At 41.0% G+C, this 25,819-nt stretch carries 28 protein-coding genes, 1 tRNA gene and 1 pseudogene; 18 read left to right on the forward strand and 12 right to left on the reverse strand.

The annotated features are described in order from the left end of the window. Window positions 1-380 precede the first annotated feature (380 nt). Both ACKTT2_RS14705 and ACKTT2_RS14710 read left to right on the forward strand, forming a co-directional pair. Window positions 381-797 (forward strand): helix-turn-helix domain-containing protein, encoded by a 417-nt coding sequence (locus tag ACKTT2_RS14705; protein WP_407888058.1) that lies wholly within the window; start codon window positions 381-383, stop codon window positions 795-797. Beyond that, a complete protein-coding gene (locus ACKTT2_RS14710) occupies window positions 766-1,248 on the forward strand; it encodes a hypothetical protein (protein ID WP_407888060.1) in 483 nt (160 codons plus the stop codon). The genes ACKTT2_RS14705 and ACKTT2_RS14710 overlap by 32 nt, the downstream gene beginning before the upstream one ends. Window positions 1,249-1,444: 196 nt before the next feature. Here ACKTT2_RS14710 and ACKTT2_RS14715 read toward each other — a convergent pair whose 3' ends face one another. Further along, a complete protein-coding gene (locus tag ACKTT2_RS14715; RefSeq protein ID WP_407888062.1) occupies window positions 1,445-2,320 on the reverse strand; it encodes a M48 family metallopeptidase in 876 nt (291 codons plus the stop codon). Between the two features lie 144 nt (window positions 2,321-2,464). On the opposite strand from ACKTT2_RS14715, the gene ACKTT2_RS14720 reads away from it, so the two are divergent. Together ACKTT2_RS14720 and ACKTT2_RS14725 are read left to right on the forward strand one after the other, a co-directional pair. Then, window positions 2,465-2,680 (forward strand): hypothetical protein, encoded by a 216-nt coding sequence (locus ACKTT2_RS14720; protein ID WP_407888064.1) that lies wholly within the window; start codon window positions 2,465-2,467, stop codon window positions 2,678-2,680. 161 nt (window positions 2,681-2,841) lie between these two features. Further along, a pseudogene (locus ACKTT2_RS14725) lies at window positions 2,842-2,961 on the forward strand (type II toxin-antitoxin system RelE family toxin); the annotation flags it as partial. A gap of 171 nt (window positions 2,962-3,132) precedes the next feature. Here ACKTT2_RS14725 and murA read toward each other — a convergent pair. Further along, window positions 3,133-4,527: a UDP-N-acetylglucosamine 1-carboxyvinyltransferase gene (gene murA / locus ACKTT2_RS14730; protein ID WP_407888066.1), complete on the reverse strand. Its 1,395-nt coding sequence runs from the start codon at window positions 4,525-4,527 to the stop codon at window positions 3,133-3,135. A gap of 206 nt (window positions 4,528-4,733) precedes the next feature. On the opposite strand from murA, the gene ACKTT2_RS14735 reads away from it, so the two are divergent. The 4 genes from ACKTT2_RS14735 (at window position 4,734) to ACKTT2_RS14750 (ending at window position 6,632) form a co-directional block, all read left to right on the forward strand. Beyond that, entirely contained in the window at window positions 4,734-5,024 is a 291-nt protein-coding gene (locus ACKTT2_RS14735) for an antitoxin AF2212-like protein (protein ID WP_407888068.1), read from the forward strand. A 2-nt stretch (window positions 5,025-5,026) separates the two neighbouring features. Continuing rightward, a complete protein-coding gene (locus ACKTT2_RS14740; RefSeq protein WP_407888070.1) occupies window positions 5,027-5,488 on the forward strand; it encodes a type II toxin-antitoxin system VapC family toxin in 462 nt (153 codons plus the stop codon). A 200-nt stretch (window positions 5,489-5,688) separates the two neighbouring features. Further along, window positions 5,689-5,770, forward strand: a tRNA-Leu gene (locus ACKTT2_RS14745). 76 nt (window positions 5,771-5,846) lie between these two features. Next, complete coding sequence (locus tag ACKTT2_RS14750; protein WP_407888072.1) at window positions 5,847-6,632, forward strand: TrmH family RNA methyltransferase; 786 nt, start codon at window positions 5,847-5,849, stop codon at window positions 6,630-6,632. 47 nt (window positions 6,633-6,679) lie between these two features. Here the strand turns inward: ACKTT2_RS14750 and ACKTT2_RS14755 are convergent, their stop codons facing one another. Next, on the reverse strand, window positions 6,680-6,916 hold the full coding sequence (locus ACKTT2_RS14755) for a hypothetical protein (RefSeq protein ID WP_407888074.1): 237 nt from the start codon (window positions 6,914-6,916) through the stop codon (window positions 6,680-6,682). Window positions 6,917-7,091: 175 nt separating this feature from the next. Further along, entirely contained in the window at window positions 7,092-7,526 is a 435-nt protein-coding gene (locus tag ACKTT2_RS14760) for an acyl-CoA thioesterase (protein WP_407888076.1), read from the reverse strand. A 403-nt stretch (window positions 7,527-7,929) separates the two neighbouring features. Here ACKTT2_RS14760 and ACKTT2_RS14765 point away from each other — a divergent pair, with 403 nt between their 5' ends. The 4 genes from ACKTT2_RS14765 to ACKTT2_RS14780 all read left to right on the forward strand — a co-directional run bounded on the left by ACKTT2_RS14765 (window position 7,930) and on the right by ACKTT2_RS14780 (window position 11,799). Then, a complete protein-coding gene (locus ACKTT2_RS14765) occupies window positions 7,930-8,067 on the forward strand; it encodes a hypothetical protein (protein WP_407888078.1) in 138 nt (45 codons plus the stop codon). A 19-nt stretch (window positions 8,068-8,086) separates the two neighbouring features. Then, window positions 8,087-8,416, forward strand: a complete 330-nt coding sequence (locus ACKTT2_RS14770; protein WP_407888081.1) for an S-layer protein — start codon at window positions 8,087-8,089, stop codon at window positions 8,414-8,416. A 290-nt stretch (window positions 8,417-8,706) separates the two neighbouring features. After that, complete coding sequence (locus ACKTT2_RS14775; protein WP_407888083.1) at window positions 8,707-9,756, forward strand: hypothetical protein; 1,050 nt, start codon at window positions 8,707-8,709, stop codon at window positions 9,754-9,756. Between the two features lie 81 nt (window positions 9,757-9,837). Further along, on the forward strand, window positions 9,838-11,799 hold the full coding sequence (locus tag ACKTT2_RS14780; RefSeq protein WP_407888085.1) for an Hsp70 family protein: 1,962 nt from the start codon (window positions 9,838-9,840) through the stop codon (window positions 11,797-11,799). A 138-nt stretch (window positions 11,800-11,937) separates the two neighbouring features. Here the strand turns inward: ACKTT2_RS14780 and ACKTT2_RS14785 are convergent, their stop codons facing one another. Next, window positions 11,938-14,418, reverse strand: coding sequence for a transglycosylase domain-containing protein (locus ACKTT2_RS14785; RefSeq protein ID WP_407888087.1), 2,481 nt, complete (start codon window positions 14,416-14,418; stop codon window positions 11,938-11,940). Between the two features lie 170 nt (window positions 14,419-14,588). Here ACKTT2_RS14785 and folK point away from each other — a divergent pair, with 170 nt between their 5' ends. The 3 genes from folK to ACKTT2_RS14800 all read left to right on the forward strand — a co-directional run bounded on the left by folK (window position 14,589) and on the right by ACKTT2_RS14800 (window position 16,574). Continuing rightward, window positions 14,589-15,074 (forward strand): 2-amino-4-hydroxy-6-hydroxymethyldihydropteridine diphosphokinase, encoded by a 486-nt coding sequence (folK, locus tag ACKTT2_RS14790; RefSeq protein ID WP_407888163.1) that lies wholly within the window; start codon window positions 14,589-14,591, stop codon window positions 15,072-15,074. Window positions 15,075-15,159: 85 nt separating this feature from the next. Continuing rightward, a complete protein-coding gene (locus ACKTT2_RS14795) occupies window positions 15,160-15,711 on the forward strand; it encodes an NUDIX hydrolase (protein ID WP_407888089.1) in 552 nt (183 codons plus the stop codon). A gap of 59 nt (window positions 15,712-15,770) precedes the next feature. Continuing rightward, window positions 15,771-16,574 carry a prohibitin family protein gene (locus ACKTT2_RS14800; RefSeq protein ID WP_407888092.1) on the forward strand — a complete coding sequence of 268 codons (804 nt, stop codon included), beginning with the start codon at window positions 15,771-15,773 and terminating at the stop codon, window positions 16,572-16,574. A 56-nt stretch (window positions 16,575-16,630) separates the two neighbouring features. On the opposite strand, the gene ACKTT2_RS14805 is transcribed toward ACKTT2_RS14800, so the two are convergent. Continuing rightward, the gene (locus ACKTT2_RS14805) at window positions 16,631-17,092 is read right to left on the reverse strand and encodes a DUF7980 family protein (protein WP_407888094.1); all 462 of its coding nucleotides are present in this window, start codon (window positions 17,090-17,092) and stop codon (window positions 16,631-16,633) included. 406 nt (window positions 17,093-17,498) lie between these two features. Between ACKTT2_RS14805 and ACKTT2_RS14810 the strand changes: the two genes are divergently transcribed. Beyond that, entirely contained in the window at window positions 17,499-17,744 is a 246-nt protein-coding gene (locus tag ACKTT2_RS14810; RefSeq protein ID WP_407888096.1) for a hypothetical protein, read from the forward strand. Window positions 17,745-17,829: 85 nt separating this feature from the next. On the opposite strand, the gene ACKTT2_RS14815 is transcribed toward ACKTT2_RS14810, so the two are convergent. The 4 genes from ACKTT2_RS14815 to ACKTT2_RS14830 form a co-directional block, all read right to left on the reverse strand. Further along, complete coding sequence (locus tag ACKTT2_RS14815; RefSeq protein ID WP_407888098.1) at window positions 17,830-18,402, reverse strand: DUF1634 domain-containing protein; 573 nt, start codon at window positions 18,400-18,402, stop codon at window positions 17,830-17,832. 1 nt (window position 18,403) lies between these two features. Further along, window positions 18,404-19,243 (reverse strand): sulfite exporter TauE/SafE family protein, encoded by an 840-nt coding sequence (locus ACKTT2_RS14820; RefSeq protein ID WP_407888100.1) that lies wholly within the window; start codon window positions 19,241-19,243, stop codon window positions 18,404-18,406. A 100-nt stretch (window positions 19,244-19,343) separates the two neighbouring features. Beyond that, on the reverse strand, window positions 19,344-19,982 hold the full coding sequence (locus ACKTT2_RS14825) for a cadmium resistance transporter (protein WP_407888102.1): 639 nt from the start codon (window positions 19,980-19,982) through the stop codon (window positions 19,344-19,346). Between the two features lie 310 nt (window positions 19,983-20,292). Next, on the reverse strand, window positions 20,293-21,750 hold the full coding sequence (locus tag ACKTT2_RS14830; protein ID WP_407888104.1) for an APC family permease: 1,458 nt from the start codon (window positions 21,748-21,750) through the stop codon (window positions 20,293-20,295). Between the two features lie 410 nt (window positions 21,751-22,160). Here ACKTT2_RS14830 and ACKTT2_RS14835 point away from each other — a divergent pair, with 410 nt between their 5' ends. Beyond that, entirely contained in the window at window positions 22,161-22,838 is a 678-nt protein-coding gene (locus ACKTT2_RS14835; RefSeq protein WP_407888107.1) for a hypothetical protein, read from the forward strand. 245 nt (window positions 22,839-23,083) lie between these two features. Here ACKTT2_RS14835 and ACKTT2_RS14840 read toward each other — a convergent pair whose 3' ends face one another. Next, window positions 23,084-23,854: a phosphatase PAP2 family protein gene (locus ACKTT2_RS14840; RefSeq protein WP_407888109.1), complete on the reverse strand. Its 771-nt coding sequence runs from the start codon at window positions 23,852-23,854 to the stop codon at window positions 23,084-23,086. A 469-nt stretch (window positions 23,855-24,323) separates the two neighbouring features. On the opposite strand from ACKTT2_RS14840, the gene ACKTT2_RS14845 reads away from it, so the two are divergent. Then, window positions 24,324-25,121 carry a sulfite exporter TauE/SafE family protein gene (locus ACKTT2_RS14845; protein ID WP_407888111.1) on the forward strand — a complete coding sequence of 266 codons (798 nt, stop codon included), beginning with the start codon at window positions 24,324-24,326 and terminating at the stop codon, window positions 25,119-25,121. Here ACKTT2_RS14845 and ACKTT2_RS14850 read toward each other — a convergent pair. Further along, window positions 25,104-25,766: a cadmium resistance transporter gene (locus ACKTT2_RS14850; protein ID WP_407888113.1), complete on the reverse strand. Its 663-nt coding sequence runs from the start codon at window positions 25,764-25,766 to the stop codon at window positions 25,104-25,106. The genes ACKTT2_RS14845 and ACKTT2_RS14850 overlap by 18 nt on opposite strands. Window positions 25,767-25,819: the final 53 nt, after the last annotated feature.

The following is a 25,819-nucleotide window of genomic DNA, read 5'->3' on the forward strand; positions in this document are numbered from 1 at the left end:
CAGTTTCGCCACTCGCCCTTGGTAGCAACTTCGCTATTATAACCTATTTTTTGATTTTGCAACAACTTTTGATATTCTTTGCTGCTTGCCCAGCAATCGCTCTCTCTAGCTCTCAGTACGAGCAACTACCATATCGGAGGTTAGTGGTCTTAAATGAGTAGTAGGTCTAAGCCCCATTGTATTTCCATATACATTCATTCCTTTTACCACATAGCTGCCCTGTGCTTCTAGCATAGCTACCTTCGTTTTGACTTTTGAATGCGTAACTTTTGACTTCCACCTTGCGGTACTAAAACCGTTCTGTCAATTCTTTGTAAACAAAGAGTTTCCAAATTTGCTTTTCAGAGCTATTTTGTAAAGAAGAGAGGAGGCTCCATATTATGATAGGTAAAAGACTTAAGCTATCTCGCTTAAGTGCAGGATTCTCACTTAGAGAACTTTCAGACAAAATTGACAACCTGGTATCAGCTCAAGCAATTGGTAAGTACGAGCGCGATGAAATGATGCCAGGTTCTAAGGTGCTGATTACTCTAGCCCAGGCATTAGGGGTGTCAGTCAACTACCTTGTTAGCGAGAGTTTGATTAATTTGGACGGTGTTGAGATCTGTAAAAGTGCCCTTACCAGCGAAAAGGGAGAGGCTTTCATCCCGGCTACAGTCGAGAGCGCTGTCGAGCGTTACCTTGAAATTGAAGACATTCTTGGTATCAAGAGCCAAGAGTGGAAGCAACTACAGGGATTTCCTTTTTCAATATACGAAATAGCGGATGCTGAGTCTGCTGCTTTTCACCAGTCGTAATCCATTTGCTACTGTAGTAATGGCACACTTGGCTGCTTTAGAAACTAGCAGCGACAGACAAGGGCGCTTGCGGCAAAAGCTAGCTTTGGTGCAGCGATTATACTCTCAAGGATTTTCGGAAAAAGAAGTTCTTAATTTATTGGCTTTCATAGATTGGATGTTAACTTTACCATTAGATTTAGAACGAGAGTTTAAACGGTCTATAGAACAATTGGAGGCGGAGCAACGTATGCAGTATGTTACGAGTTTTGAGCGCAGTGGTATTCGATTAGGGGTGTTAGAAGGTATTGGTGCAAGTTTGGAAATAAAATTTGGTAGTGAGGGATTAAGCTTACTACCAGAGATTTCCCAAATTGAAGATATCGACCAGTTAAGGAAAATTTTAGAAGGAATAAAAACCGTACAGACAGTATCGGAATTACAGCAGATATATCAACTACCAGCTAAGTAGCGTATGTATCAAAAGCAACTTAATGACGTTGGTGCTTTAATCTAGTACAACCGATGGCAGAATATAAGCATTGCTCCTCCCGTTGGGAGGCTTGCTTCATCTCCAGCTAACAGGTTATATCAGGCATAAATACATAGATAGTGCTTTTAGTCGTTTTTTTTAAATAAGTGGTCACTGATTACTGTTCACTGACTGTCTACCAGTTTCGCCACTCGCCCTTGGTAGTAGGCTCACTATTATAACCTATTTTTTGATTTTGCAACAACTTTTGATATTCTTTGCTGCTTGCCCAGCGATCGATCTCTCTAGCCCTCAACACGGGAACCGGATGAGTCAACTGGGAAGTCCGAGTAGCTTTCACCATTTCACCCAACTCTGTCTTGCTAATATCATCATAAGCACGAGCCTGAGCAATAAAAGCATCTAGATTCAGTTGCGGTGCTAGAGTTGGCGAACCACCCGCTAGTTTCATCAACACCGACATCACCACTCTAGGATCTTGAGTCGCCAACAATGCAGCGCGATCGCAAGTAAACTCAGCACAGCGTATCCATTCCAAAAGCTGCGCTTGTATTGCCTGAGCAAGAATTGATCCAATATTAGGCACCACTGCTGCAGCCAATATCAATATATTCACCGGAGTCAGGTAAACACTGTGGTCGCACTTGAGATGTCCCAACTCATGAGCAATCACCGCCTGAATTTCCTCTGGCTCCAACATATCAATCAAAGAAGTATGCACCACTATAAACGGCTGTTTTCCCCGCATAGCAAAGGTATAAGCGTTAGGAGCCGGATGCTGCCTCACGTATAATGATGGTGGTTCAATATCTAATATCTTGCAAGCGTCTAGTAACAACTGGTGTAAGTGAGGCAGTTGTTGTTCGCCCACGAGAACACTTGATGCAATATTTTCTACATAAAACACCTGCTCTGCCAGAGGTCCCAAAATATTCCGTACTATTATATCGACTCCAGGTACCTGCTTAAGTGCTTGAGTTGCCTCTAAATCTAGTGGATGGCGAAAGGAATCGGCTTTAAGACCAATCAATTGAGTTTTGAGGAGTGACATGGCAGAAGTGTTTTTAATCTTACCATTGATAGTATAGCTTTTTATGAGAAGAGGAGGGCAAGAGCGACAAAGGAGACAAGAGAACTAAGATGTAAGAATACAAGTTAATATTGCTGCTAAATATCTCAAACAAGGAGTTTATTGATGGTTGACACGGTAAACATCACTGGTATCAAACAAACCATTATTCAAAAACTTGATACAGCTTCTGTTGACACTCTTGAGGAAATTCTTGAATTACTTCAAATTCGCTCCTCTGAAGATGAGGAAGACATTATTGAATCTCGTAAAGCGCTAGAAGAAGCAAGGATAGTTGGTACAATTCCTTGGGCTGAAGTCAAGAGACAAGCTGGATTGTAAGCGCTGTGCCTTATCAAATTGAATTCACGCCTGCTGCAAATAGGCAGTTTAACAAACTCCCCAAGACAGTTCAACAACGAATAGAACGAAATCACTAATAAAGAACGGACGAGGACGCCCGTCCCACAAGTCTCAGTGGTGTTAAAAAGCTAGAAGACACAGATTCTCTTTATCGGGTTCCTGTAGGAAGCTATCGCATTATCTACCAAATTCTGGATGCTGTTTTACTGGTAACTTTTGTTAGAGTCGCCCATAGAAAAGAAGTTTACCGCTCTCGTTAGTTATTTATTTACAAGTATTTGAATTTACCCCCCTTAGTCCCCCCTGGGAAAGGGGGGAAACTAGATTTCCTGTCCCCTCCCCTTTCCCAGGGGAGGGTTAGGGTAGGGTAAAACAGAAGCTCAAACTCAGATTTGTCAACTATTTCAGGCTTGTGTATACACCGTAGTTATTTAAACTGCAGCCGACTCCTGAGGATTAACAACGCTCTGGTTCTCTTCTTCCTCAGTATTTAGAGCAACAGGCGATCGCTCTATCTTAGCTCCCGCTTGCTGCAACTTCATGTCGAGTCTGTCATAACCCCGATCCAAATAACGCAATCCTTGAACGACAGTTTTTCCTTGTGCGGCGAGTCCGGCGATGACTAACGCTGCTGATGCTCGCAAATCCGTACCGAGTACGGGTGCGCCTGATAGCATCGGAACTCCCCGAACAAATGCAGTATTCCCTTTGACACGAATGTCAGCCCCCAAGCGATTTAACTCCGAAGCATGACGCAAGCGATTCTCAAATACGGATTCGTTAATGACACTATCGCCTTCAGCCAGTGTCAGCAATGCCATAAAAGGTGCTTGCATATCTGTAGGAAAACCGGGATGCGGTAAAGTTTCGATATCAGCCGCCCTTAAAGTTTCTGCTGGCAAAGTTCGCAAGCAATTAGGAGCTTCTTCAATAATCGTGACTCCAATCTCTTTAAGTTTAGCAATCACGGGAATCAGATGCTCTGGTACAACTGGCGAGAGAAGAAGTTCCGAACGGGTAATGGCTGCTGCTACTAAAAAAGTACCCGCTTCAATGCGATCGGGAATAATACTATATTCAGTAGAATGCAACTCGGGTACGCCGACAATCGTAATCGTGCTAGTTCCCGCGCCTTGTATTTTTGCTCCCATGGCGATACAGAAGTTTGCCAAATCGATCACTTCCGGTTCGCGTGCAGCATTTTCAATAATAGTTTCGCCATCTGCAAGAGTTGCAGCCATCATTAAAGTTTCTGTTGCACCCACACTGGGAATATCTAAATAAATCTTTGCTCCCCTCAATCGGTTGTTATTACCAGGAACATAAGCATTACAAATCCCATGCTCGATCTGAACTTCAGCCCCCATTGCTTGCAGTCCTCGAACATGGAGATCTACGGGTCTTGCTCCAATAGCACAGCCCCCTGGTAACGGAACTTGTGCAACTCCCAACCGTGCCAGAATTGGACCGATCGCAAAAAAACTTGCCCTCAATTGCGTCACTAGTTCGTAAGGAGCCTTAGATGTTGTAATCTCTCTAGCATCAATCTCTAAGATTTCTCCATCTTGCTTCAAGCCAACACCCAAAGCTGACAAAACTTGACCCATCCGTGCAACGTCCGTCAATAGCGGCACATTGCGAATATAACATTCTCCAGAGCATAATAAAGCCCCAGCCATTATGACTAGTGCTGAATTTTTTGCCCCACTAATTCTTACATGACCGTGCAAACGATGCCCACCCCATATTTGCAAGACTGAGGAGTCTGCTTCAGAAGTCTTGGCATCTGGTAAGCCGCTAGAAGGAATAATAAGCCTACCCTCCATAAAGAACTATTTTATACGATAATAAGTTGGTTTCGATTCTACACGATAGATTCTGTTTGTCCACTATTTTTTTATAAATGGGGATTGGGGATTGGGGAGCGCAATAGCCAACCAAATTTAAATATTGCACTGGCAGCAACTTTTCCCAAGGTACGATAGGTTAAATACAGCTTCGTCAAAAAGCTTTGTCTAATAGTACGCCAACTATGTCAGAAATTATTATTACTGCTGTTTACTCTAACGGGATGCTGCGCCCTCACAGTCCTTTGTCCCTAACTGATGGGCAAATTGTGCGGTTGCAAGTTTTGACGGAAGAAGCATCAAAGGACGCCGAACAGATAATTCAGTCTCTAGTGGCAGAGGGACTGGTCACTCCTCCTCAACATCGCGACGATGTTGAGCCAGTATCAGAAGAAGCGTGGCGTGAACTGACCCAAAGACTGGAGGCATTAGGAGGCAAGCCGCTCTCCGAAATTATTATTGAAGAACGAGGTTAAATGTGACCGCCCATTTCGTAGATAGCAGCGCCCTGGTGAAACGGTACGTACCGGAAACTGGTAGTGCCTGGATACGGACGCTCTCGACTCAGACTGGCAACTCATTGTTCATTGGCCGAATCACTTGGGTAGAAGTCCTTAGTGCGCTGGCGAGGAGAGAACGAGAAGCTAGTTTGACTCCCACCGATAGAGCATTGATTATTCAAAGGTTTCGCTCTGACCTGAATAATCAATACCAAGTCATTGAACTTGATGCCAAACTAGCAGAAACTGCGGGTCAACTGGTCGAGCAATATCCTCTACGCGCTTATGATGCGGTACAACTGGCATCAGTGCTAAGGATTCAACCCGCTTTCGCGGCGAAGCAATCCACTTCCTTGATTTTTCTTACATCTGACGATCGCCTAAGTACTATTGCTCAAGCTCTTGGGTTACTAACCGATAATCCTAATCATCATCCCTGAGTTGAACTAGGCAGAATTCAAGTGTCTATTTGGAAACTTGATTCGTCAGTTGTTAAGCGAGGATATTATGCAAGAATCGGTAATCTATCAGGATCTACTGTAGAAGGGATAACAAAAAAACTGGAGAGTGGGAGTTGACAATTGGAAATGATTGAGCGATAATAATCAATCGTGAGTAAAATAGCAAGTAAAGAATACACGCGGAACTGGCGGAATTGGCAGACGCGCTAGATTCAGGTTCTAGTGCCGCAAGGCTTCCGGGTTCAAGTCCCGGGTTCCGCATAAAATTGTGAATGATGAATGATGAATTGCAAGTTCACTATTCATAATTCATCATTCACAATTCATCATTCATTCGATGTTAACTAGTTTACAAAATACCCTGGTAAAGCAAATTCGCAAGCTTCACTCTTCTAAGGAGAGACACAAGCAAGATCTATTCTTAATAGAGGGAACGCATCTAGTAGAAGAAGCTGTCAGCGTGAATTACCCTCTGGAAGTGGTGTGTTGTACTCCAGAATGGCAAGCAGCAAATTCTTCTTTATGGCAGCAAGCTTGTAACCTCAGTGCCAGAGCAGAAACTGTCAGCGAAGAAGTTTTGAAAGCGATCGCAACAACAGTACAACCAGATGGAATCGTGGCAATAGCAAAAAGGGGCGATCGCTCTCTAGAGGTTCCCTTTACCAATGTTGTGTTAGCATTAGAAGCAATACAAGACCCTGGCAATTTAGGAACTATAATCCGTACTGCAGCAGCAGCAGGTGTATCGGGATTGTGCCTGAGCGAAGATTGTGTCGATTTAGATAATCCAAAAGTCTTGCGTGCTTCCGCCGGACAGTGGTTTCGCCTAGCAATGGCAGTGAGTCCAGATCTCAAGACAACAGTACAGCAAAGTCAAAAAGAGGGAATGCAAGTTGTAGCAACCTTACCAAATGCGACTTTAACTTACTGGGAAGTAGATTGGTGTAAACCCAGTTTGATTTTGTTAGGAAATGAAGGTGCTGGTTTATCACCAGAATTAACTGCAATGGCAGATATACAAGTCAAAATCCCCTTACAGCCCGGTGTAGAGTCTTTAAACGTTGCCATAACTGCTGCATTGATGCTTTACGAAGTTCAAAGGCAAAGGAGTTATAAATTATGAATTGTGAATGATAAATTATGAATATTATTGTCATAATTCATCATTCATCATTCATAATTTTTCTTTATATATTGCTCGATATCAGCAACTGCATCTTCAAAAGCTTCTAAATCAATTGCTGATAAATTATTATCTTCTTGTATTTCACTGATACTGGCATCGGGCAACTTTGTAGTATCTTTATTTTCAACAGCGTCCTCATGCAGTATGTCTCCCAACTGATTGAGAGATTCCAGAAACTCCTTAGCAGCAGCACGACGCTGTGTTTGCTCATTTCGATCCATATCTGTTTACAATCCCCTTTGCTACTGACTCCTCTACTGTTACAGCACCCGCTCCCTATAAAGTTGAACCTTCACAGTTTAAACGTAGATCGTACTCCTTTATATCTAAAACTGCCACTCTACGTGCGCTCTGGAGAGTTTTTATTAAAATTTTTTACAATTAAATACTTAGGGATTAGGGATTAGGGACTGGGGACGAGGGATTACTAATTTGTAAAAATTTTTCTTGCAAAAGATTGGGGATTGGTCGGGGACGCATTGTTTTAACGTCTACCCAAACCCACAATACCTCAGCAGTGACCAATAAATCTTCTTGGTTCTGCTTGCGAATTTCATACTGTCGATAGGCGCGAGTTCCTCGCATTTCCTTCAGCCAAGTTGTAACTTCTAGGGTATCACCTGCAACTGCCGGACGGAGGTAGTCAATTTCTACCCGTCGCATAACAAACACGCCACCCAATTCTCGATAAATATCTAAAGTCAAACCCAGATGTTCTGAATGTTCTATAGCAGCTTGTTCCAAATAATTTTGGTAAACAGCATTATTTACGTGTCCCAAAGCATCCATTTCATAGTGCCGAACCCGTAGTAATGTTTTAAATGCTTGCATGAGTGTTATGAGTTGCAGAATGCAGATGATATTGTAGCAGTCTCAATCCAATAATTACCTGTTTCTCGTAGAATTTTCCCGCGAATAAGAATCAGCATTAAGTTTTTTCTCAAAAAAGAGCGAGCGCGCAAGTGTAAACCTTTACTTGTGAGACAATAATTAAAGAGATACAGATAAGAAATATAGCATTCCTAAATTATTTGTAAAAATTTCCAGTACCGTAGGTAGGGCTAAAGCCCACAACTAAGACTTTTGTGCGGCATTGCCCACCCTACTTGTGTTTTATAAATTAAATTAGGATTGCCATATCTATTCTGTAAATCGCGTTTATTTTCTCAGAAAATTATACTGAAATTGGGTTAGTGGCGTTTGGTTGAGCTACTAAGAATCGGAGGTCATTAATATGGCTACTCATCAGAATTTAATAACCAATTTGTGGCATAAAGTACAGCAAGACTCCGTAGGTTGGGGTTCGTTGATACTGTGGGTATTTGGAATGGCTATACTACTACTAACGATCGTTATGTTTTCTACTCCTTAGTAGTAAATACCTTAATACCATGAACTTTCTTAAAGTTGTAGCAGGAACTATACTAGTATTAACCGCTACTAAAATGTCTGCTCCTGTTCGCGCTCAAGATTTGCCAGTGAGTAAACCTACTCAAAACACTCAAGTTCTTGATGCTTGTGTTCGCAACCAAGCAGAAACCTTACCTATACCTTATAGCGATGTATCGCCCAACCATTGGGCTTTTAAAGCAGTGATGACAATGTATTATTGCGGAGCATTCCGTCAAGCTACACCAGCTTCATTGCTGCAACAGCCTCAACCTTCTCAAAACGAGCAGTTACCTCAAAAAAAACCTCAACCGCAAACAGAGCAATTTTAAAGAGAAATTTACATTGAAATTCTTGAAAAGAGCCTAGTTTTGAAAAACTAGGTTTTTTGTCAGTAAAAAAGTATAAGCCAATAGCTAGAGAAACAAACACGAATGTTTAGTTAGTATAGAAGTGCTAAGCAATGGCATAACTATAGGAATCATAAATGATTTGAGAAAAGTTTTAAGTAGGTAGGGCTAAAGCCCACCATATAAGGCTTTTGTGCGGCATAACCCTACCTACATATGTTTCAAAAATCAAATAGAAGTCCTAACAAAAATTATGTTAAGATAAATTCATTATGAAAACACTTGTAGCTTCTTATCAAGAAGGAAGAGAAAAACTCAAAACTCAACTACAAAATGTAGAAAAAACCGAACAAGTCGTTCAGCTAATACAAAACGAAATTAACAGGCTTGCAGATTTTAAGAGTGAATATATTAACGGATTGACTCCACAGCAAGCACGTCTTGCAACAGTCATGTTAAAAATGCTCGATCGCTATACAAGTATTTTGATGTTGGTTGAAATGCAAAGCTATACCCAAAATACTCCAGAAACTGGTAATGATAAAGTGCGATCGCAAAACCAAGAAGGCTTAACTAAATTTAGCTTTATGACTATATTGCCATTGCACAACATCACTCATATAGAGAAAAGTTTGAGCGATACGGCTTCAGCCGTTAAGCTTTTGGCTTATCGCACACAAACAATCTTACAACAAATTCAACATAATCGTGAAGTCATTAGTAGTTTGCTAGCTGGAGGTTTAGCGGGAACTGTAGCGGGAGGTTCTTGGTGGGGATTAATAGGAGCAATTACAGGAGGAATTATAGGAAAGATAGTTCAGGAAATCAAGTTACCTGAAAACTCCAATAACATCACACAGGTAGAATCTCAAAAAGAGGTAAAAATAAGTATAAATATTGATAAGTTACTAGACAACCTATATCAAGCTTTTCAGTCAATAGATTTGACGGTTGCTGCTTATGGAGTCAGAGAAGAAAAAACATCCAAAATAGAGTTGGAAAATAATTTAGACTTGATAGAGTACTTACAAGACTTAATGGCAGATGCATTGGATAAACAAATTCAACTTCCAACTGCTGTACGCCGACGGATTGAACAAGCAGCAACGATTTTAAGACACTATGGAATTGAGGCTAGAGTTTATCAACCCTTGCAGGAAGAAAATTCAGGGATAGAAGCTTTATCAATGTTTTACTTCGAGCCAAGTCTCGATCCACAAGTTACAGATTACATTACTCTAAAACACGCTTTGATTAAAGATAACCAAGTCCTTTTACCAGGAGCTGTTATTGAACCATCATCAGTGACCAGTGACCAGTGACCAGTGACCAGTGACCAGTGACCAGTGACCAGTGACCAGTGACCATATAGATTTTACAGGTGTAGATAGATTTAATTAAGAATGCAAGATTATCAAGGAATCAAAATTATAGGGTTTGATTTGGGACACGGAGAAACAGCCCTTACTTGGGTGAGAGCTAATAATTCTGAGTCAGAACCTCAAAGTTTACTTATCAATAATCGAAAAAGTCAAATTACTGCCATTGCTCATCATCCTAATAAAGGAATTATTATTGGTGAGGTGGCTTGTCAAATGTCTGATGCGACTATTTTTGAAATAGCTTTTAAATCTAGAAAATTTCAGGTTACCGAATACAAAAAAAATCTTCAAGAGTTTGTTAAGGCTATTTACCAACATCTCATTGATACCAAACAAATTCAATTAGATGATATCAATCACTTTTTTATAGGTTGTCCGTCAGGATGGTGGCAAGAAGAAATTGAAAAGTACAAGCAACTTCTCTCGGAAGGGGGATTGCCAAATGTCACAGTTGTGAAGGAGTCACGAGCAGCTTTAATGCATGCTAAAGAAAGTGGCATATTCACTATCAATGAATTGCAAAAGTCAGTATTGATTGTTGATATTGGCTCTTCTACAACAGATTACACTCTTGTCAAAGGAATGTCTGATACTCCCATAGATTTCGGACACGATTTAGGTGCATCTCTGATAGATAAAGAAATTCTCAAGACAAGTCTTAAATGTCACAAACAGTACAGGGAGGGACGAGAAGAAATTGTACGTCTAGGAGAAATCCTCAAAGATGAGGAAATTTTACAACTAGAAGAAATTTCACAACTTGAAAAAATCTTTCAGCAAAGTCCATTATATAAAAATCGATGCGAACTTCGATGTCGAAAAGCTAAAGAAGAATATTTCACTTATGAGGATTCTTACGAACAGAATCTCGTGAATGTAGGTATTGAGGATATTCAGAGAAGATTTAAATTTTTGCCGATAGTGAATGGCAAAACGATGCACGCTATTCTCAATGAACCTTTGCCAGAACTAGGGAATAAAAGTTGGCATGATGCTTTCCGAAACCAACTGCAAGAAGTCAAACAAAAGTTGGAACAAATAGGGATTCAACCTAGTTCGATTCTTCTAACGGGTAGCGCTTCTAAAATGAGCTTTATAGCGGACATATGTCAGGAAGTTTTTCCGGAGATATCTTGCAAACGGGATGGAGAACCAGAACTTTCTATCGCTAGAGGATTATCGCGTTGGGGAAGAGTCTATATTCGGACATCAGGGTTTTTGGAGGAAATCACTCAATTTCTTGACCGAGAATTGACAGGTATTGTGGGAAATCGCATACCAGCCTTTCTAGAAAAATTAGCAGAAGACTTAGCAGATGGTTTGGTAGACAAGGTGATTCAGCCTTGTGTAAAATTATGGCGCGATCGCAAAATTTTAACTCTCTCTTCTCTTGAGTCAGAAATACAGCAGCAAGCCAAAATTTGGTTAACACGAAGCGATGCTAATGACAAAATGGCTGCTAGTTTAGTTTATTGGCTGTTGGACGTTCAAAATGAGGTGAGGGAAAAGACAGATTCTATTTGTCTCAAGTATGGTTTACCCATTGGTACATTTGGAAATAAAAGCATTGATTTGGGCGATCGCGCAGAAAAAGTACCTACTTCCATATCATTTAACGATTTTACAGGGCTTTCGATTTTTGTCGGTCACCTTGTAGGTATTATTGTGGGAGTTATCTTAGCAGGCTTATTTCATATTCTGTTTTTTACAGGCATTATTGCACCAATTGTTGGCGTCTTAGCTTACTTTGTGGGTGAGTCTTTAATCAAGGATACAGATATACCTGCTTGGATACGCAATTTCGTTTCAGACGCCAGAATTAATGAACTCGCACGTCAGAAGAAACCTGAGTTACAGCAAAAAATCCAACAAACTTTCATACAAGATCCAACAATTTCCGTCAAACTTGGGAAATCGATTGGCGAATGGCTTAAGGAAAGCGTTCAAGAACAAGCTGATAAAGCGAGGTTGCTTATTGCATAGAGACGGAAAGAATTTACCCCCCTTAGTCCCCCCGATGTATTGGGGGGAAATCAGATTTCCAGTTCCCTCCCCAATGCATCGGGGAGGGTTAGGGTGGGGTAAAACACAAACACGAACTCAGCTTAGTACTATTTCACACTAAGGTACTATCTCCGAGTCAGGAGGTGTTGTTGGTCTGAGTCGTTCTCGCCAAGAACGTTTTGGAGTAGACTCTGAGGAATTACCTGTATCGGGTGTGTAGCGGCGACGAATTCTTGGAGATGAATCAGAATCATCTCTCCTGTATCGCCTTTGCAAACCTGACTCGTTAGATTCAGATTGTTCTACACGGTAGCGTCGGCGGTAGCGCCTTCTGGAACTACCTGTTTCTTCCTCGTCTTGTCGATCGTAACGCCTACTACGTCTGTATGTGTACTCTTGTGGTTGCTGCTCCTCTTGATAATAACGCCTTCTATATCTGCGTCTCCTATAGGTACGCTCTTGTGAGTTATCATCTGAGTCAACAGATCGATCGCGCCTGTAAGACCTACGAGAATTATCCTCGTCATTATCGTAAGAAGCGGCGGAACGATTCACGATTCGTCTAGCTTTCACAGCCTGTGCTTTGATAGTGCCTTTTCTACCTGCTAACTTGGGTATTGCGGGAAACTTCTCAACTGGTATTTTATTGACCACCTGTTCCATAAATTCATGCCAGGTATAAGCAGCGCTACCACTACTACCCCAGGTTGGTTTGTTATTGTCATTACCCAACCAAACACCTGTCACGACTTGAGGAATATAACCAATAAACCACAAATCGCGAGCGTCGTCTGTAGTCCCTGTCTTTCCTGCAACAGGTCTACCTATTTGGGCGGCTCGACCAGTTCCTTCCTCCACAACATTACGCAACATCCATGTCATGATAGCTGCACTATCAGCATCTAAAGCCCGTTCTGGTTTAAAGTTTGGAGACCAAATTACCTTTCCTTTACGGTCGAGAATGCGTTTAATACCGTTAGGTTCTACGTGTAAACCTTTAGTCGCAAAAGTTCCATAGGCACTCGTCAACTCTAAAAGATTGACTTCTGAAGACCCTAGTGCCAAGGAATACATTGGCTTAAGTTCTGATTTTATCCCCATTTTATGAGCCATTCTAATGGTTGGCTCAAATCCCACTTTCATCATCACCCTCACCGCAACAATGTTAATTGATTTGGTGAGAGCATCCTTCATGCTAATCCAACCTCGAAAACCCTCATCGTAGTTTTTTGGTTCGTAACCGTCTATTATTAAAGGCGAATCTAAGTACCCATCGGTGGGATTAAAACCTGCAGCGATCGCAGTAGCATATACAAACCCTTTAAATGTGGAACCGGGCTGACGACGTGCTTGAGTAACGCGATTAAACTGGTTTTTATTAAAGTCTTTTCCCCCAACCATTGCTTTTATTTCACCATTGCGGGGGTCAATGGAAACTAAGGCAGCTTGTTTAAAATTCTCCCAACGCCCTTGATTTCTCAAAGTTTTAGCCACAGCTTTTTCTGCCGCCTCTTGCCATTTTAGGTCTAGACTAGTTTCTACCGTTAAGCCACCTGCTTTGAGAACTTCAGGAGAAACGTATTTAGGTATCTCCTTTTGGACGTAGCTGATGAAATAGGGAGATTCTACTTGCCATCGTCTAGGGGCGCTTGCTTTTAAGTTAATTGGTTCGGCGGTGGCTGCTTGAAGTTCTGCTGCTGTAATAAATCCTTCTTCTCGCATCCGTTGCAAGACTATATTTCGCCGTTGTTGTGCTGCAGTACGGTTGACGATTGGCGAAAAGTTGTTTGGGGCGGGTGGCAATGCAGCGATTGTTGCCATCTCCCCTAGGGTTAGTTTGCTAACTGGTTTACTATAGTATACCCAGGCTGCATCGGCTACCCCGTATGCTCCAGAACCTAAATAAACCAAATTCAGATACCGCTCTAAAATGGCGTCTTTTGTCAATTCTGCTTCCATTTTCTGAGCCAGACGTGCTTCTTTTAGCTTGCGCCAAACTGTACGCTCTTGTTTGAGGAAGAGAATTCTAGCTAGTTGTTGCGTGATAGTGCTACCGCCTTCTACCACATTTTGCGAGCGCAAGTTATTTAATATAGCTCTTGCAATTCCTTGAGCATCGACACCATTATGCTGGGTAAACCGTCGATCTTCTGAAGCAATAAAAGCTTTTTGAAATTTATCTGGTATTTCCTCTAGCGTTAACTGTTCTCTGGTTGCTTCTCCTTGCTGTTGTAAAATTGTCCCGTCAGCAGCTTTAATAGTGAGTGTCTGTTCTCTGACAACCGCGTTTAGTTCTGTTTTGTCAGGTAGAGAACGGTCTATTGCTGCAACACCATAGCTAGCAGCGATAATTCCACCGCTTACACCCAATCCCGCCCAAAACCAGTAACGACGATAAATAGGTTTATGACCTCCGGGTAATTTGGAAATTACCTCATTCAGTGTTTTCCTCAGATTTGCCAGGGGGCTTTGTAATTTTTTATTCTGAGTTGATTCCGTGTTTTCGTCCTGATAATTTGGTTGCGGTGATTGTTTCTCCTTATCAGATTCACTCGACTGTATTTGTCGGTCTTTGAACCAGGAGGTAAACTTTACCACGTTAATCCCTCACTTCAAGCAGTTGCAATGCGATCGCCATGAAAAACTTTGTCTAATTTTAGAGCTACAACCGTGTTAGTATAACATCCGCCAAATAATAATCTGTATACCTATTGAACAAACTTTATCGATAATTTTTACTTATTATTTTGCAATTGGCAAGTGTGTTTATGAAAAGTAGTGCGATCGCGTTAGGTAGTAATCTCGGTGATTCTCTAGTAATTTTAGAAGCCGCCATGAAAACATTATCCCAAACTCCCGGCATTATCTTACAGGCAAAATCCAGTTGGTACAGAACAAAAGCTGTCGGACCTCCACAACCAGATTACATCAATGGCACTGCCATTTTGCAAGTAGAGATGATGCCAGAGCAACTGCTTGAAACTTTACTCAATATTGAAAATCAATTTGGAAGAGTGCGTTGGGAACGAATGGGACCCCGCACGTTAGATTTGGATTTGTTGTTATACGATCGCTTAATTCTACAAACTCCAAAACTCCAAGTTCCCCATCCTCGAATGCAGCAAAGAGCATTTGTGTTAGTTCCACTCGCCGAAATCGCTGCAGATTGGATAGAACCAATTTCCGGATGTAGGATTAAAGAGCTTGTTAAAGATGTAGACTGTACAGAAGTGAAACTATTGGTGGGCAATTAATTTTACAATAAGTAAGCGCAGAAAACGCTATTTTCACATCCACCGAAAGTACTAGTCTGTGTGCTTTTTAACCATAAAATAGAGTATGCCATTAGGTAGAGAATTACCCCAACTGTTAAAGCAACGCTTGTTGTACAAGGGACGCAAGTTTGACTTTGAAGTCAATCGCTTGCGTTTACCCAACAACTCTGAAGGAGAATGGGAGTGTATCCGTCACCCAGGTGGAGCTTTAGCGATACCTGTGACTTCAGAAGGTAAACTTTTGCTTGTGCGTCAGTATCGATTTACAGCAGAAGGAAGAATATTTGAGTTTCCTGCAGGAACTTTAGAATATGGAGAAGATCCTCTAGAAACCATCCAACGTGAAATCCAGGAAGAAACAGGCTTTCGCGCTCACAAGTGGCAAAAATTAGGAGAGTTTTTCCTAGCCCCAGGATATTCTAGTGAAATTATTTACGCTTTTCTCGCACAAGATTTAGAAAAGCTAGAAGAACCGCCACCACAAGATGAAGACGAAGATATGGAAACGGTTTTCTTTACGCCTGAAGAGTTGGAGAAAGCAATTCTTGAAGGCGAACAGGTAGATGCTAAATCAATTACTAGCTTTTTTCTCGCCCGTCCTTTCTTAAATCAGTGAACTGAGTTAGACTCCCGACTTCTTCAAGAAGTCGGGAGTCTAGACATTTGTTATCAATTATGAAAAAAAGTAAAGCCTTTAACAATGCTGGAAAGCTGACAGCACTTCTATGTTTAATCGCATTGTTCCTGACACCTTTTGCGATCGTCAATGCAGGAGAACGAGGTGTATTAATGGAATTTGGTAAAGTGCAAGGCAGAGTTCTCGGAGAAGGTATTCACGTTATTATACCAGTAGTCAACACAGTAAAAAAATTGAGCGTGCGAGTTCAGAAGCAAAGTATTTTTTCTGAAGCTTCCTCAAAAGATTTGCAGAATATTGCCACAGACATTACTCTAAACTGGCATTTGATTCCAGAGAGAGCTAACACTATTTTCCAAACAATTGGAGATGAAAAGAACGTTGTCGATCGCATTATCACTCCAGCAATTGAAGAAGTGCTCAAGGCAATATTTGCTCAATATACAGCTGAAGAAATTATTACCAAACGAGCAGTAATGAAAGCAGGAGTGGACGAGACCTTAACAAATCGACTAGCGAATTACCACATTGCAGTTGATGATATTTCTCTTACTCACATTCACTTCTCCCAAAATTTTAATGAAGCTGTGGAATCAAAGCAAGTTGCTGCACAAGCAGCCAAACGTGCAGAATTTGTAGCCTTAAAAGCATCAAGAGAAGCAGAAGCCAAAGTGAATTTAGCAAAAGGTGAGGCGGAAGCAGACAGAATACTCCGCGAAAACTTAACACCAGAGATTCTGGAAAGGCACGCATTAGAAAAATGGGATGGCAAGCTTCCAACCGTTGTTGGTCAAGGCAACCAAAAGTTATTAAATTTGACAGATTTTTTAAAATCTTATTGAATTGGTTAATGGTTAGTGGTTGATACAACTAACAACTATCTACCAACAACTATCAACTAACTATTTGAAAACAAATTCGGAGTTTCAAGAACTTTTAACTGAATTAATGCTAAAATAACAGCTGTAAAAATAGTTGATGTGACTAAGCCTGTAATCAACTCTTTTCTGGGATTGCGTTCTGTTGATTGGTTTTGAAATACATCCAAAGCTCCTCTTTGCATCAATAGAATTCCAACAACGTTAGAAAGCCAATATCCTGCGATCGAACAAGGTATTAGTAGTTTTGGTGAGAATAAACTGCAGAGATATCCAAAACCGTAAGCGATGGGTAGATTGAAAATAAGGTCATTCCACCAACACAGAGGAGATAGCAAGTATCCAAAGCTGAAAAATAATCCGCCTCTTATTTTTTTGAAAATTCCTTGTTTCAAATCCAGAGGTGCATCTGACTGTAGTTGCTCTGTGGTTACCTGTGCTGCTAAGTCCGACTCCTGAGAGACTTGTGGAATATTTTGCATAATACAAATCCCGAAAAGCTTATTACATTACCGTATTATAACGGAAAATAAAGAAAAAGTCTAGTTGCAGTGCAAGATCCCCGACTTCTCTAAGGATTCATCTGGTTAACAGGGGCGACACTCCTCCTGTGGTACTCTCTCGTTCCCAGCCTCTGGCTGATACCATTTCACCAAATGATTGCTATACACGATCCCCCCTAGCCCCCCTTAAAAAGGGGGGTAAATCCTTAAAGTCCCCCTTTTTAAGGGGGATTTAGGGGGATCGCTAAAGATGTGTGTACACCGCAGCCTTAAAAAGGGGGGTAAATCCTTAAAGTCCCCCTTTTTAAGGGGGATTTAGGGGGATCTTTAAAGAGGTGGGGATATAACCACGCTATAATTAAGAGTAGAAAAATTGTTGACAACTATGAGCGCTTTACCTTTAACTAATATTTTTTTAATTTTAGGGATAGTCTTCCTCACGATTTCTGTTATTGGACAATCGCGACTAGGTTTTATGGAAATTAATCCTGGTTTTTTTGGAAGATTTATAGCTTTAATTATTGGTTTGTTTAGCTTAGCTTCTGCTGCTGCACTGGGATTATTCCCAACTGAAATGGTGGAGCTGGTGAGAACTTCTGTTTCAGAATTTATTCAACAAAATTTGGGTTAATGCAACAATTTAATTCAATGTTTTTTGATTTTAGAAAATAGTTTCAATAAACCTCAAAAGGTGGGCATTGCCCACCAGACAGGTATTAAAAAGCACCTAAAAAGCTGTATATCAGAGCAGTGAGGACAATAGAGACGATCGCAACATAAGTATATTCTCTGTGTCGTAAAAATATAACTAGAGAAATGACAACACGCAATATAGGAGTTGCAACTAGTAGTAATAATCCAAGTTGAATGATTCCACGATAGCTACCCGCTCGAATAACATCGATAACACCAATGGGAGAACGAAACTCAAATGATTCTTCTTGAAAAATGTGATACTGGGCTGGTTCAGAACCATGGCGAATTAAGTAGAGTAAACCTCCAATGAAAATAACAGCACTAGAAATAAGTACGCCATATTTCAATAAATTGCTCAGTAACGGTTCGAGTTGTAAATCGCTTAACGTCTTTGCACCTTGTTTGCTATTATCAGGTTTAGAGTTGGGAGAGGCTTGTGTGGCAGCGTCAATGTTCGGCTGAGTTAAGTTGCGATAAGCCGGAGGCTCAACGGCTAAAGCTGTATCGCCCAATTGGTGTAGCTGAAGTTGAGTTGATTCACTTTTGGAAAATGTAGGTGAACCCCGCCAAAAACCAAAACTCGTTTTTTCCATATTACGCTGCCCCTGTTGTGAAGCTATTAAATACGATTTTGCAAGCCATAAGAACCAGCACAAGACTGAACACAATTCTTAAAGTTTGAGTTTTAACCCCTATAAGAACTCGCGCTCCCAAAAAAGCACCAGGTAATACCCCTAATATGACTGGCATTGATAATGCAGGATCGATATAACCTCGTGCTAAGTAAACTCCCGTAGATGCTGCTGCTGTTACCCCAATCATAAAATTGCTTGTGGTTGTAGAAACTTTAAAGGGGACGCGCATAATTTGATCCATGGCAAGTACCTTAAATGCACCCGAACCGATACCCAATAAACCGGAGAGCACGCCAGCAACAAGCATCACGCCAAATCCAGCCGGAACGGACTGAACTTGATAAGATGTCTCTCCTTCAGCTGTGGGATAGCTACCGTTAAGTTGTAAATAATTTCCTAAAGGATCGGGTGACTCGCTTTCTGGATTATCAAGTTTAGGTTGTTGTGAAAGGTAAGCTGAATAAAGTAGAACAACAGCCAGTACTATAGTTAAAGCTTTCACAGAAATAAACGTAGCAATCAAAGCTCCAATTAAAGCCCCAATCGTTGTTGCGACTTCTAAAAACATTCCCAATCGTAAATTTGTGTAACCTTTCCTTATATATGTAGATGCTGCACCTAAAGATGTAGCAATAACAGATACTAAAGAAGCACCAACTGCATATCTAATGTCAACTCCAAAAACCGAAGCTAACAATGGGACAATAACAACTCCTCCACCCAAACCAGTTAAAGCCCCTAAAAATCCAGCAGTAAACGATCCTATCCAAACCAATAATGAAAATTCTAAAATAGTCAATTTTATTCCTCAAATTTATAATTTGTTAGTTGTTAGTTGTTGGTTGTTAATAGCAAATAACCACTGTACGGGCGCGGCGACCTTGCGCCCCTACCGCTCGCTAACTAACAAAAGAAAGTAGAGGAGTCAAAACACCACTTTCTATCAAAATCAAAGTACCTAATCCCATCAAGACAAACGGGACAAAATTATTGCCATGACAACAGAGCATTTCAGCTATTGCTCTTTGATTCGTTAATTGATACGCTGTAAAACACAAAGCTCCTACAAGCAGAAAAAACACTCCCACAATAACAAGTAAGCTTTCCAAAGAGCTACTAGCAAACAGAGGAACATAAATACTAATGTTATCGCTGCCATTAGCAAACGTCACAGCAGCAACGCTATAAACTTGTACGTTAAAAAATTTAGCAACAAACGAGCTATGGACTTGCTCTGACTCTTCCTCATCTGTGTCCGAATCTTCATCTTTACTCATCAAACCCCTAATACCAATTAGGATTGGCACTAAGCCAAAGAGTCCAATCCATGGTTTCGGTACAATAAAACCTCCAAAAAAACCAGGAAGACTAGCGAAAACCAGTACTGCAAAGCCTAAGTACTGACCGAGAATAATGTGCCAGCGACGAAACGTCTCATTGACTTGTGAAAAAAAGATTGTCAAGAGAACAATATCATCAATATTAGTAGCACCAAAAGCAGCTACCCCCGCACCCACTGCAGTTACTAATTCATTCATGTCAATTTTGGATTTTAGATTTTGGATTTTGGATTAGGTAATTTTGAAAGATATCTTTTGAATCAGATTTTATGTACGATCGATCCCCCCTAGCCCCCCTTAAAAAGGGGGGAAAATACTCTCACTCGCCCTTCTTAAAAAGGGGGGAAATACTCTCACTCGCCCCCCTTAAAAAGGGGGGAAAATACTCTCACTCGCCCCCCTTAAAAAGGGGGGAAAATACTCTCACTCGTCCCCCTTTTTAAGGGGAGCTAAGATTTCGGTTATCTGAGCTATCACTTTATAAAACATCCTCTTAAATCAATTGAAATTAAAGTCGATCGCGATCGCTAAACCGGGCATGAATTTCCTCCACACCTTGCCGCATTTCTGCAACAATACTAGGCGATCGCAATCGCTGTAATACAAACGTACCGCAAGTGACTACCAAATACATCAAGAACAGATAGGGGAAAACATCATAAGGCGCATCCGGAACGGGAAACATACTGCTCCCAGGAACACCTACACTTCCCAAGACAGGAATCATCATAAATGCAACCGCAAGCACAGAGAAAACGACATGATGCAAGCGGAGTTTGCCGATTTGATACAGATAAACTGGTGCTGCAAGAGAAATGAGGATATAAACAGTGAGAAATCCATAACTACAGATAGCTCCCAGGTAACCCATACTATCAAACAACTTAATGTTAAACAGGGACATCACCGCCGGAACTAAGAAGATAGCAAACGAACACAAAGTCACTGCAATATGGGGAGTTCGATTAAAAGAATGTGCAGCACCTAGCTTGGAGTAGAACAATCCGTGACGCGCCATCATAAAGAATACTCTAGCAGCAGGATTGATACAACCCAAAACGCAAGCAAAAAAGCTAAATAATGCTCCAAAAGCAATAAACTCTCCCAAAAATCCCATACCGACTTGTTGGGATAAAAATCTTAGAGGTTCTTCAGTTTCGGTAATCGACACACCAGTGTTGTTAAAACCCAACACTTCAATATATGTTGTCAATATATAGAATAGACCTGCCAGAACAACACTACCAATAACCGATCTGGGAATCGTTTGCAATGGTTTCTTTGCTTCATCTCCCAACGATGTCGCACTTTCAAAACCAGAAAAAGCAAACATCACCAACACCAATCCCGTTGCAACTTTACCAGGAGTGACATCGGAAAGTGTGAGTTGCGACATATCTAAAGCAAAGCCTTTATTTGCCCAAACCATCGCACACAACACTGCAATCAGAGCCAGCGAGATTCCTTCAAGCCAAAGCATTGCCATAGCAGAAAGCTGAATATCTTTATAGGCTGCATACCAGGCTATTCCCGCACCCAAAGCCAATAGTGTAATGCTAGAGGGATGAATACCTAAATGACCGATTAAAATTCCACTGAAGTTGGCGAAACCGCACAATACAGACATTCCCGTGAACAAATATGCCAGCACTAAACTCCAGCCACAAATGACGCCAGCTGTCGGACCTAAGCCTTTAACAATGTAAGAGTAGAGGGAACCAGGAGAAGCCGAACGACTCGCAAATTGATTAATGTTGATACTCACTAAGACGAGTCCAATTAAACCGATGAGAAAACTTAACCAAGCTCCTTTCCCTGAAAGTGCCACTATCAAACCAATATTAGATGCAGGAATTGTGGTAGGTGCAATAACAGCAAAGGATTGAGCTAGAACTTCCCCAAATGAGAGACAAGATGGTTTTAAACCGTGCGTACTTTTACTGTTCGATATTATTTTTTGTTTCATTTTGCGAGGTTTTCAGACCGGGAATAGCGTATATTTTGGGAGAGATTTGAGAAAATTCCAAAACGGTTAGATAAATACATTTTAAATTGTCTAATCTTTTGCATAAAAATACCTAATATATCATATTAACAAATACAATATCTCCTTTAAGTTGTCTCATTGAATTGCGATCGCGAAGTAAATCATAGCTCATATAATTTCGGCAATCAAGTCTTCAAAAACTTCTAAACGAGCCTTTTTTTCTAGCTTTTAATTCTACGCCAAGTTCATCGGAATAGTAGTCAAAATTTGCCATAAACTTGCGATCGCTCTATATAAAATGAATTTTTCCCTAAGATTATAAGACGGACAGCTATAATGGTAATGTAAGTTTTGAATTAATAATTTTGTGATTTGGTTTGGAAAAAATCATGAAAGCTTTCAAATATCTTTTGATGGTGCTGCTACTACTAGCAAATTTTGTGTTCGCTCAACCTTCCTTTGCAGATGCACCAAAAATTACGAAAAGCCCTGAATACAAAGCGTTGACCAAAGAGATTAACAAGTTGCGAACTGTCCAAGAATCTCAAACAGAACTTGCGGGTTATACGCCAAAAGAAATAGAAAACAAGCTGGGAGAATTAGAGTTACTCAAATACTCTTTTGAGTCGGGCGTAAATTGGGGTCAGTGCGAAAACAAGACTGGCAAAACTCTAGCTATTTATGGGCCAATACCAGCAAACATGGAACAAGAAGATTTTCCATATGATGCTGGGCTTTATTTTCTGGCTGACGGTCAAACAACACAAAATGACTGGGATTGTCAGGGAATTTATATACCCAGCGATGTCACTGCTACGTCCCCAACCTCTAACGGACAAAATCAGGAAATTAGTGGTGGTGTCGTTGTCAAAGTACCCAAAGGAACTAAGTTAGCGATCGCGTCCAATCAAAATACAGGAGCACTGGATTTTAATATGCCTGTTGCTCAAGTGTCCAAATCTAGTAAGATGAACTGGTTTGTTCCTAAAATCTCTCAGGCATTCTTAGATACACGAGCTACCACTGCGCCTACAACTGAGACTCCACAAATCAGTCTTGAGGATTAAGTCATTCAATAACCAGGTGCTATTAACATTTGTGGTGCTATTAACATTTGTGGTGCGGGCATCTTGCCCGCTATAAATCATTCTGTAATTCAGGTGCAGGTATCTTGCCTGCTATGAATCATCAAGCAATTCAGGTGTGGGCATCTTGCCTGCTATGAATCATCAAGCAATTCAGGTGTGGGCATCTTGCCTGCTATAAATAAAGGACGGGCGAGGACGCCCATACCACAAGAGATTGAAGATTTTTATTTTTCTTTCAAAATCTGCTTCTCTTGTGGAAGCAATGTAGTTTCTTCTGCTGTTGGCGCTTCGGTGACAGCAGTTTTTTTAGTTAAATGCGGTCTGATAATTAGGGTAACGCCAATAACCCAAGCAATTGAAACCATCCAGCCTGCTAAAATATCGCTCGGAAAGTGTACTCCAAGATAAAGTCTTGTCCAGCCAATGGCTACGACAAAAAAACTTCCAGCAATGAGCGCCACCCAAGACCAAATCGTACCCCAAGTTAAAACAACTAAGGTTGCTACTAGTGCCATGCTCATCATGGAATGACCGCTAGGAAATGAAAAATCTAATTCCGGTGCAAGTGAATCCCACAGGTGAGGGCGGACTCGATGCATGAACTCTTTTGCTGTACGGTTGATAATGGCGCTTCCTATAGTGGTTGTTAGCAAGAAAGTGAGCGATCGCCATCGTTGTAGCAGCAAAAGCAGCAGTCCAAGAAACCCGATTGCGGGAAACATAAATTTTGAAGAACCAAATTTGGTCAGTACTACTGCGATCGCATCAAGTTGCGCTGTTGCTGTAGAGTGAACTGCTATGAGAACGGGTACATCCCAAGGAAACGGAAAACCGCCTTTGCTTTCCCAAACCGCTATTGCTAGAAGCCCAAAGACTTGTAAGGGCAAGTAGATACCTATCAGTAGCAATAGCAAAGACTGCCAACGAGCAGCGAGTAATGCTTTGAAAAAGTCGAAAAAAGACTGGTTTGGTTTGTTTAAGTCAGTTTGAGACATTTGTGTAACGCTAAAACGCCGAAAGGATAAAGGTTAAACGACTATACCCCGGAACATAGGTAGGATATACCTGCATACCTCATACTTTATCCTTCATCCCTATCTAATACTCTTGGAACACACGCGGGATATATTTTATCCTTCATACTTTCCCCGATCCAGGGTGATTTGGGAATTAACAGACTAAATAGTAATTTTTTTGCTGTCAGATTTTATTCTATAAAAAAATTTACATCGCTTCCATTCCTTGCTGTATCCTGCTTTTAAGGTTTAGTTTTCTCTGTGAAGCCCTGTAACAAATAATTTATTTGTATCTGTGCGAATACGCTGGACGTTTGCGCGTCACTTAGGTTAAAGTACGGTAAGCTTATCGACTTTTGTTTTATTAAAGAAAAAGGGGTTTGAATCTACTAAGCTGACTTCCATTGGAAGTTTGGGCAACAAAACAACCCTATACAAGAGCAACCGTATGGATTATTTCTTATTACCCCTCTTTAGTTTTTTTGTTGGTGTCGTCGTTGGCTTAACGGGGATTGGTGGAGCATCTCTCATAACGCCAATGCTAATTTTTCTCTTTCAAGTTCCACCCTCCGTTGCAGTCAGCTCTGACGTAGTGGCGGCGACATTAATGAAATTTGTGGGCGGTTTTAAGCATTGGCAGCAAAAAACTATCGATTTGCAAGTGGTAAAGTGGCTAGTCTTGGGTAGCGTACCCGGTTCTTTATTTGGTGTAGGAATCCTGCACTTCATCAAGCAAACTGGAGAGGACAATCTCGATCGCGTTTTGTTGCACTCGATTGGGGTCATGATTTTATGCGTTACAATACTCGCCCTGATACAGCTATTGCTACTCACATTTTTCCCAAAGTTGAAGTTTCCCGATCTGCCAAAGTTCAATTTAGAAACGTTATTAGGTCGCGTGTTGGCAATGGGTGTTGGAGCAATTCTAGGCTGTTTGGTTGGTTTAACGAGTGTCTCTTCCGGTTCGATGTTCGCGTTGGTGCTGATTTCTTTTTTCCGCTTGGATGCTCGTAAATTAGTGGGTACAGATATTTCACAAGCAGCTATCTTGTTATTTTTTACTTCTCTTGGGCATTTGAGCTTAGGAACAGTTGATTGGGGCTTAGTGTTACCAATATGGTTTGGTTCTGTACCTGGAGTTATCCTTGGTGCTAAGCTTTGCAACATTGCTCCTCAACGTCCATTGCGTTTTGTCATCTACACGCTTTTGCTCATGGTGAGTTATAAGTTAGTTTCTCCAGTGTGAGTAAAGCCATGCGATGGTACCTCTTTCATAGAGAATGAATAAACCCAAACCAATCAATACAAAAGGAACAGCTGCTCTACCATAGCGGCTTAAAATATGAGCGATCGCCTCTTGACGGGATAATAGGTTTGCGATCGTACACCAAACTCCAATCATAACAAAGAATACAATTAAAATTACGCTCAAACTGACATAGCTATTTCCAGCAAATAAAGGTATGTAGATGCTGATATTATCGCCGCCATTTGCAAGAGTCACTGCTGCTACTTTATAAGTTTGAGGGTGCAAAAGACTGACTAGAAAAGACCCCAGAGGATGGTTTGATGAAAACAGCTTAGAATCGCTAGTTACAGTCTGAACTTCTGTCGATTCTTCTTGACTTAAGAGTTTTTTGATGCCAATTGCGATCGGTAATAATCCAAGCAATCCAATGACTTCTTGGGGTACTGCCAAACCACCAAAAAATCCAGGTAAACTAGCGAGGATAATAGCTGAAAACCCAAGGTACTGACCAATAATGATATGACGCTTGTGAAAATTAGCATCTACTTGTGAGAAAAAAAGTAGAAGGATTAAGATATCATCAATATTAGTTGCTACAAAAGCAATTATACCTGCTGTGAAAGCCGCCCAAAGTGTAGTCATGCTTGCTTTTCTGAGAGATTGTTACTTTTTGAAGAAGGCAGGAGGCAGAGGGC

The organism is Scytonema hankhaensis NUACC26, from assembly GCF_045865695.1.
Lineage (GTDB): Bacteria > Cyanobacteriota > Cyanobacteriia > Cyanobacteriales > Nostocaceae > Scytonema.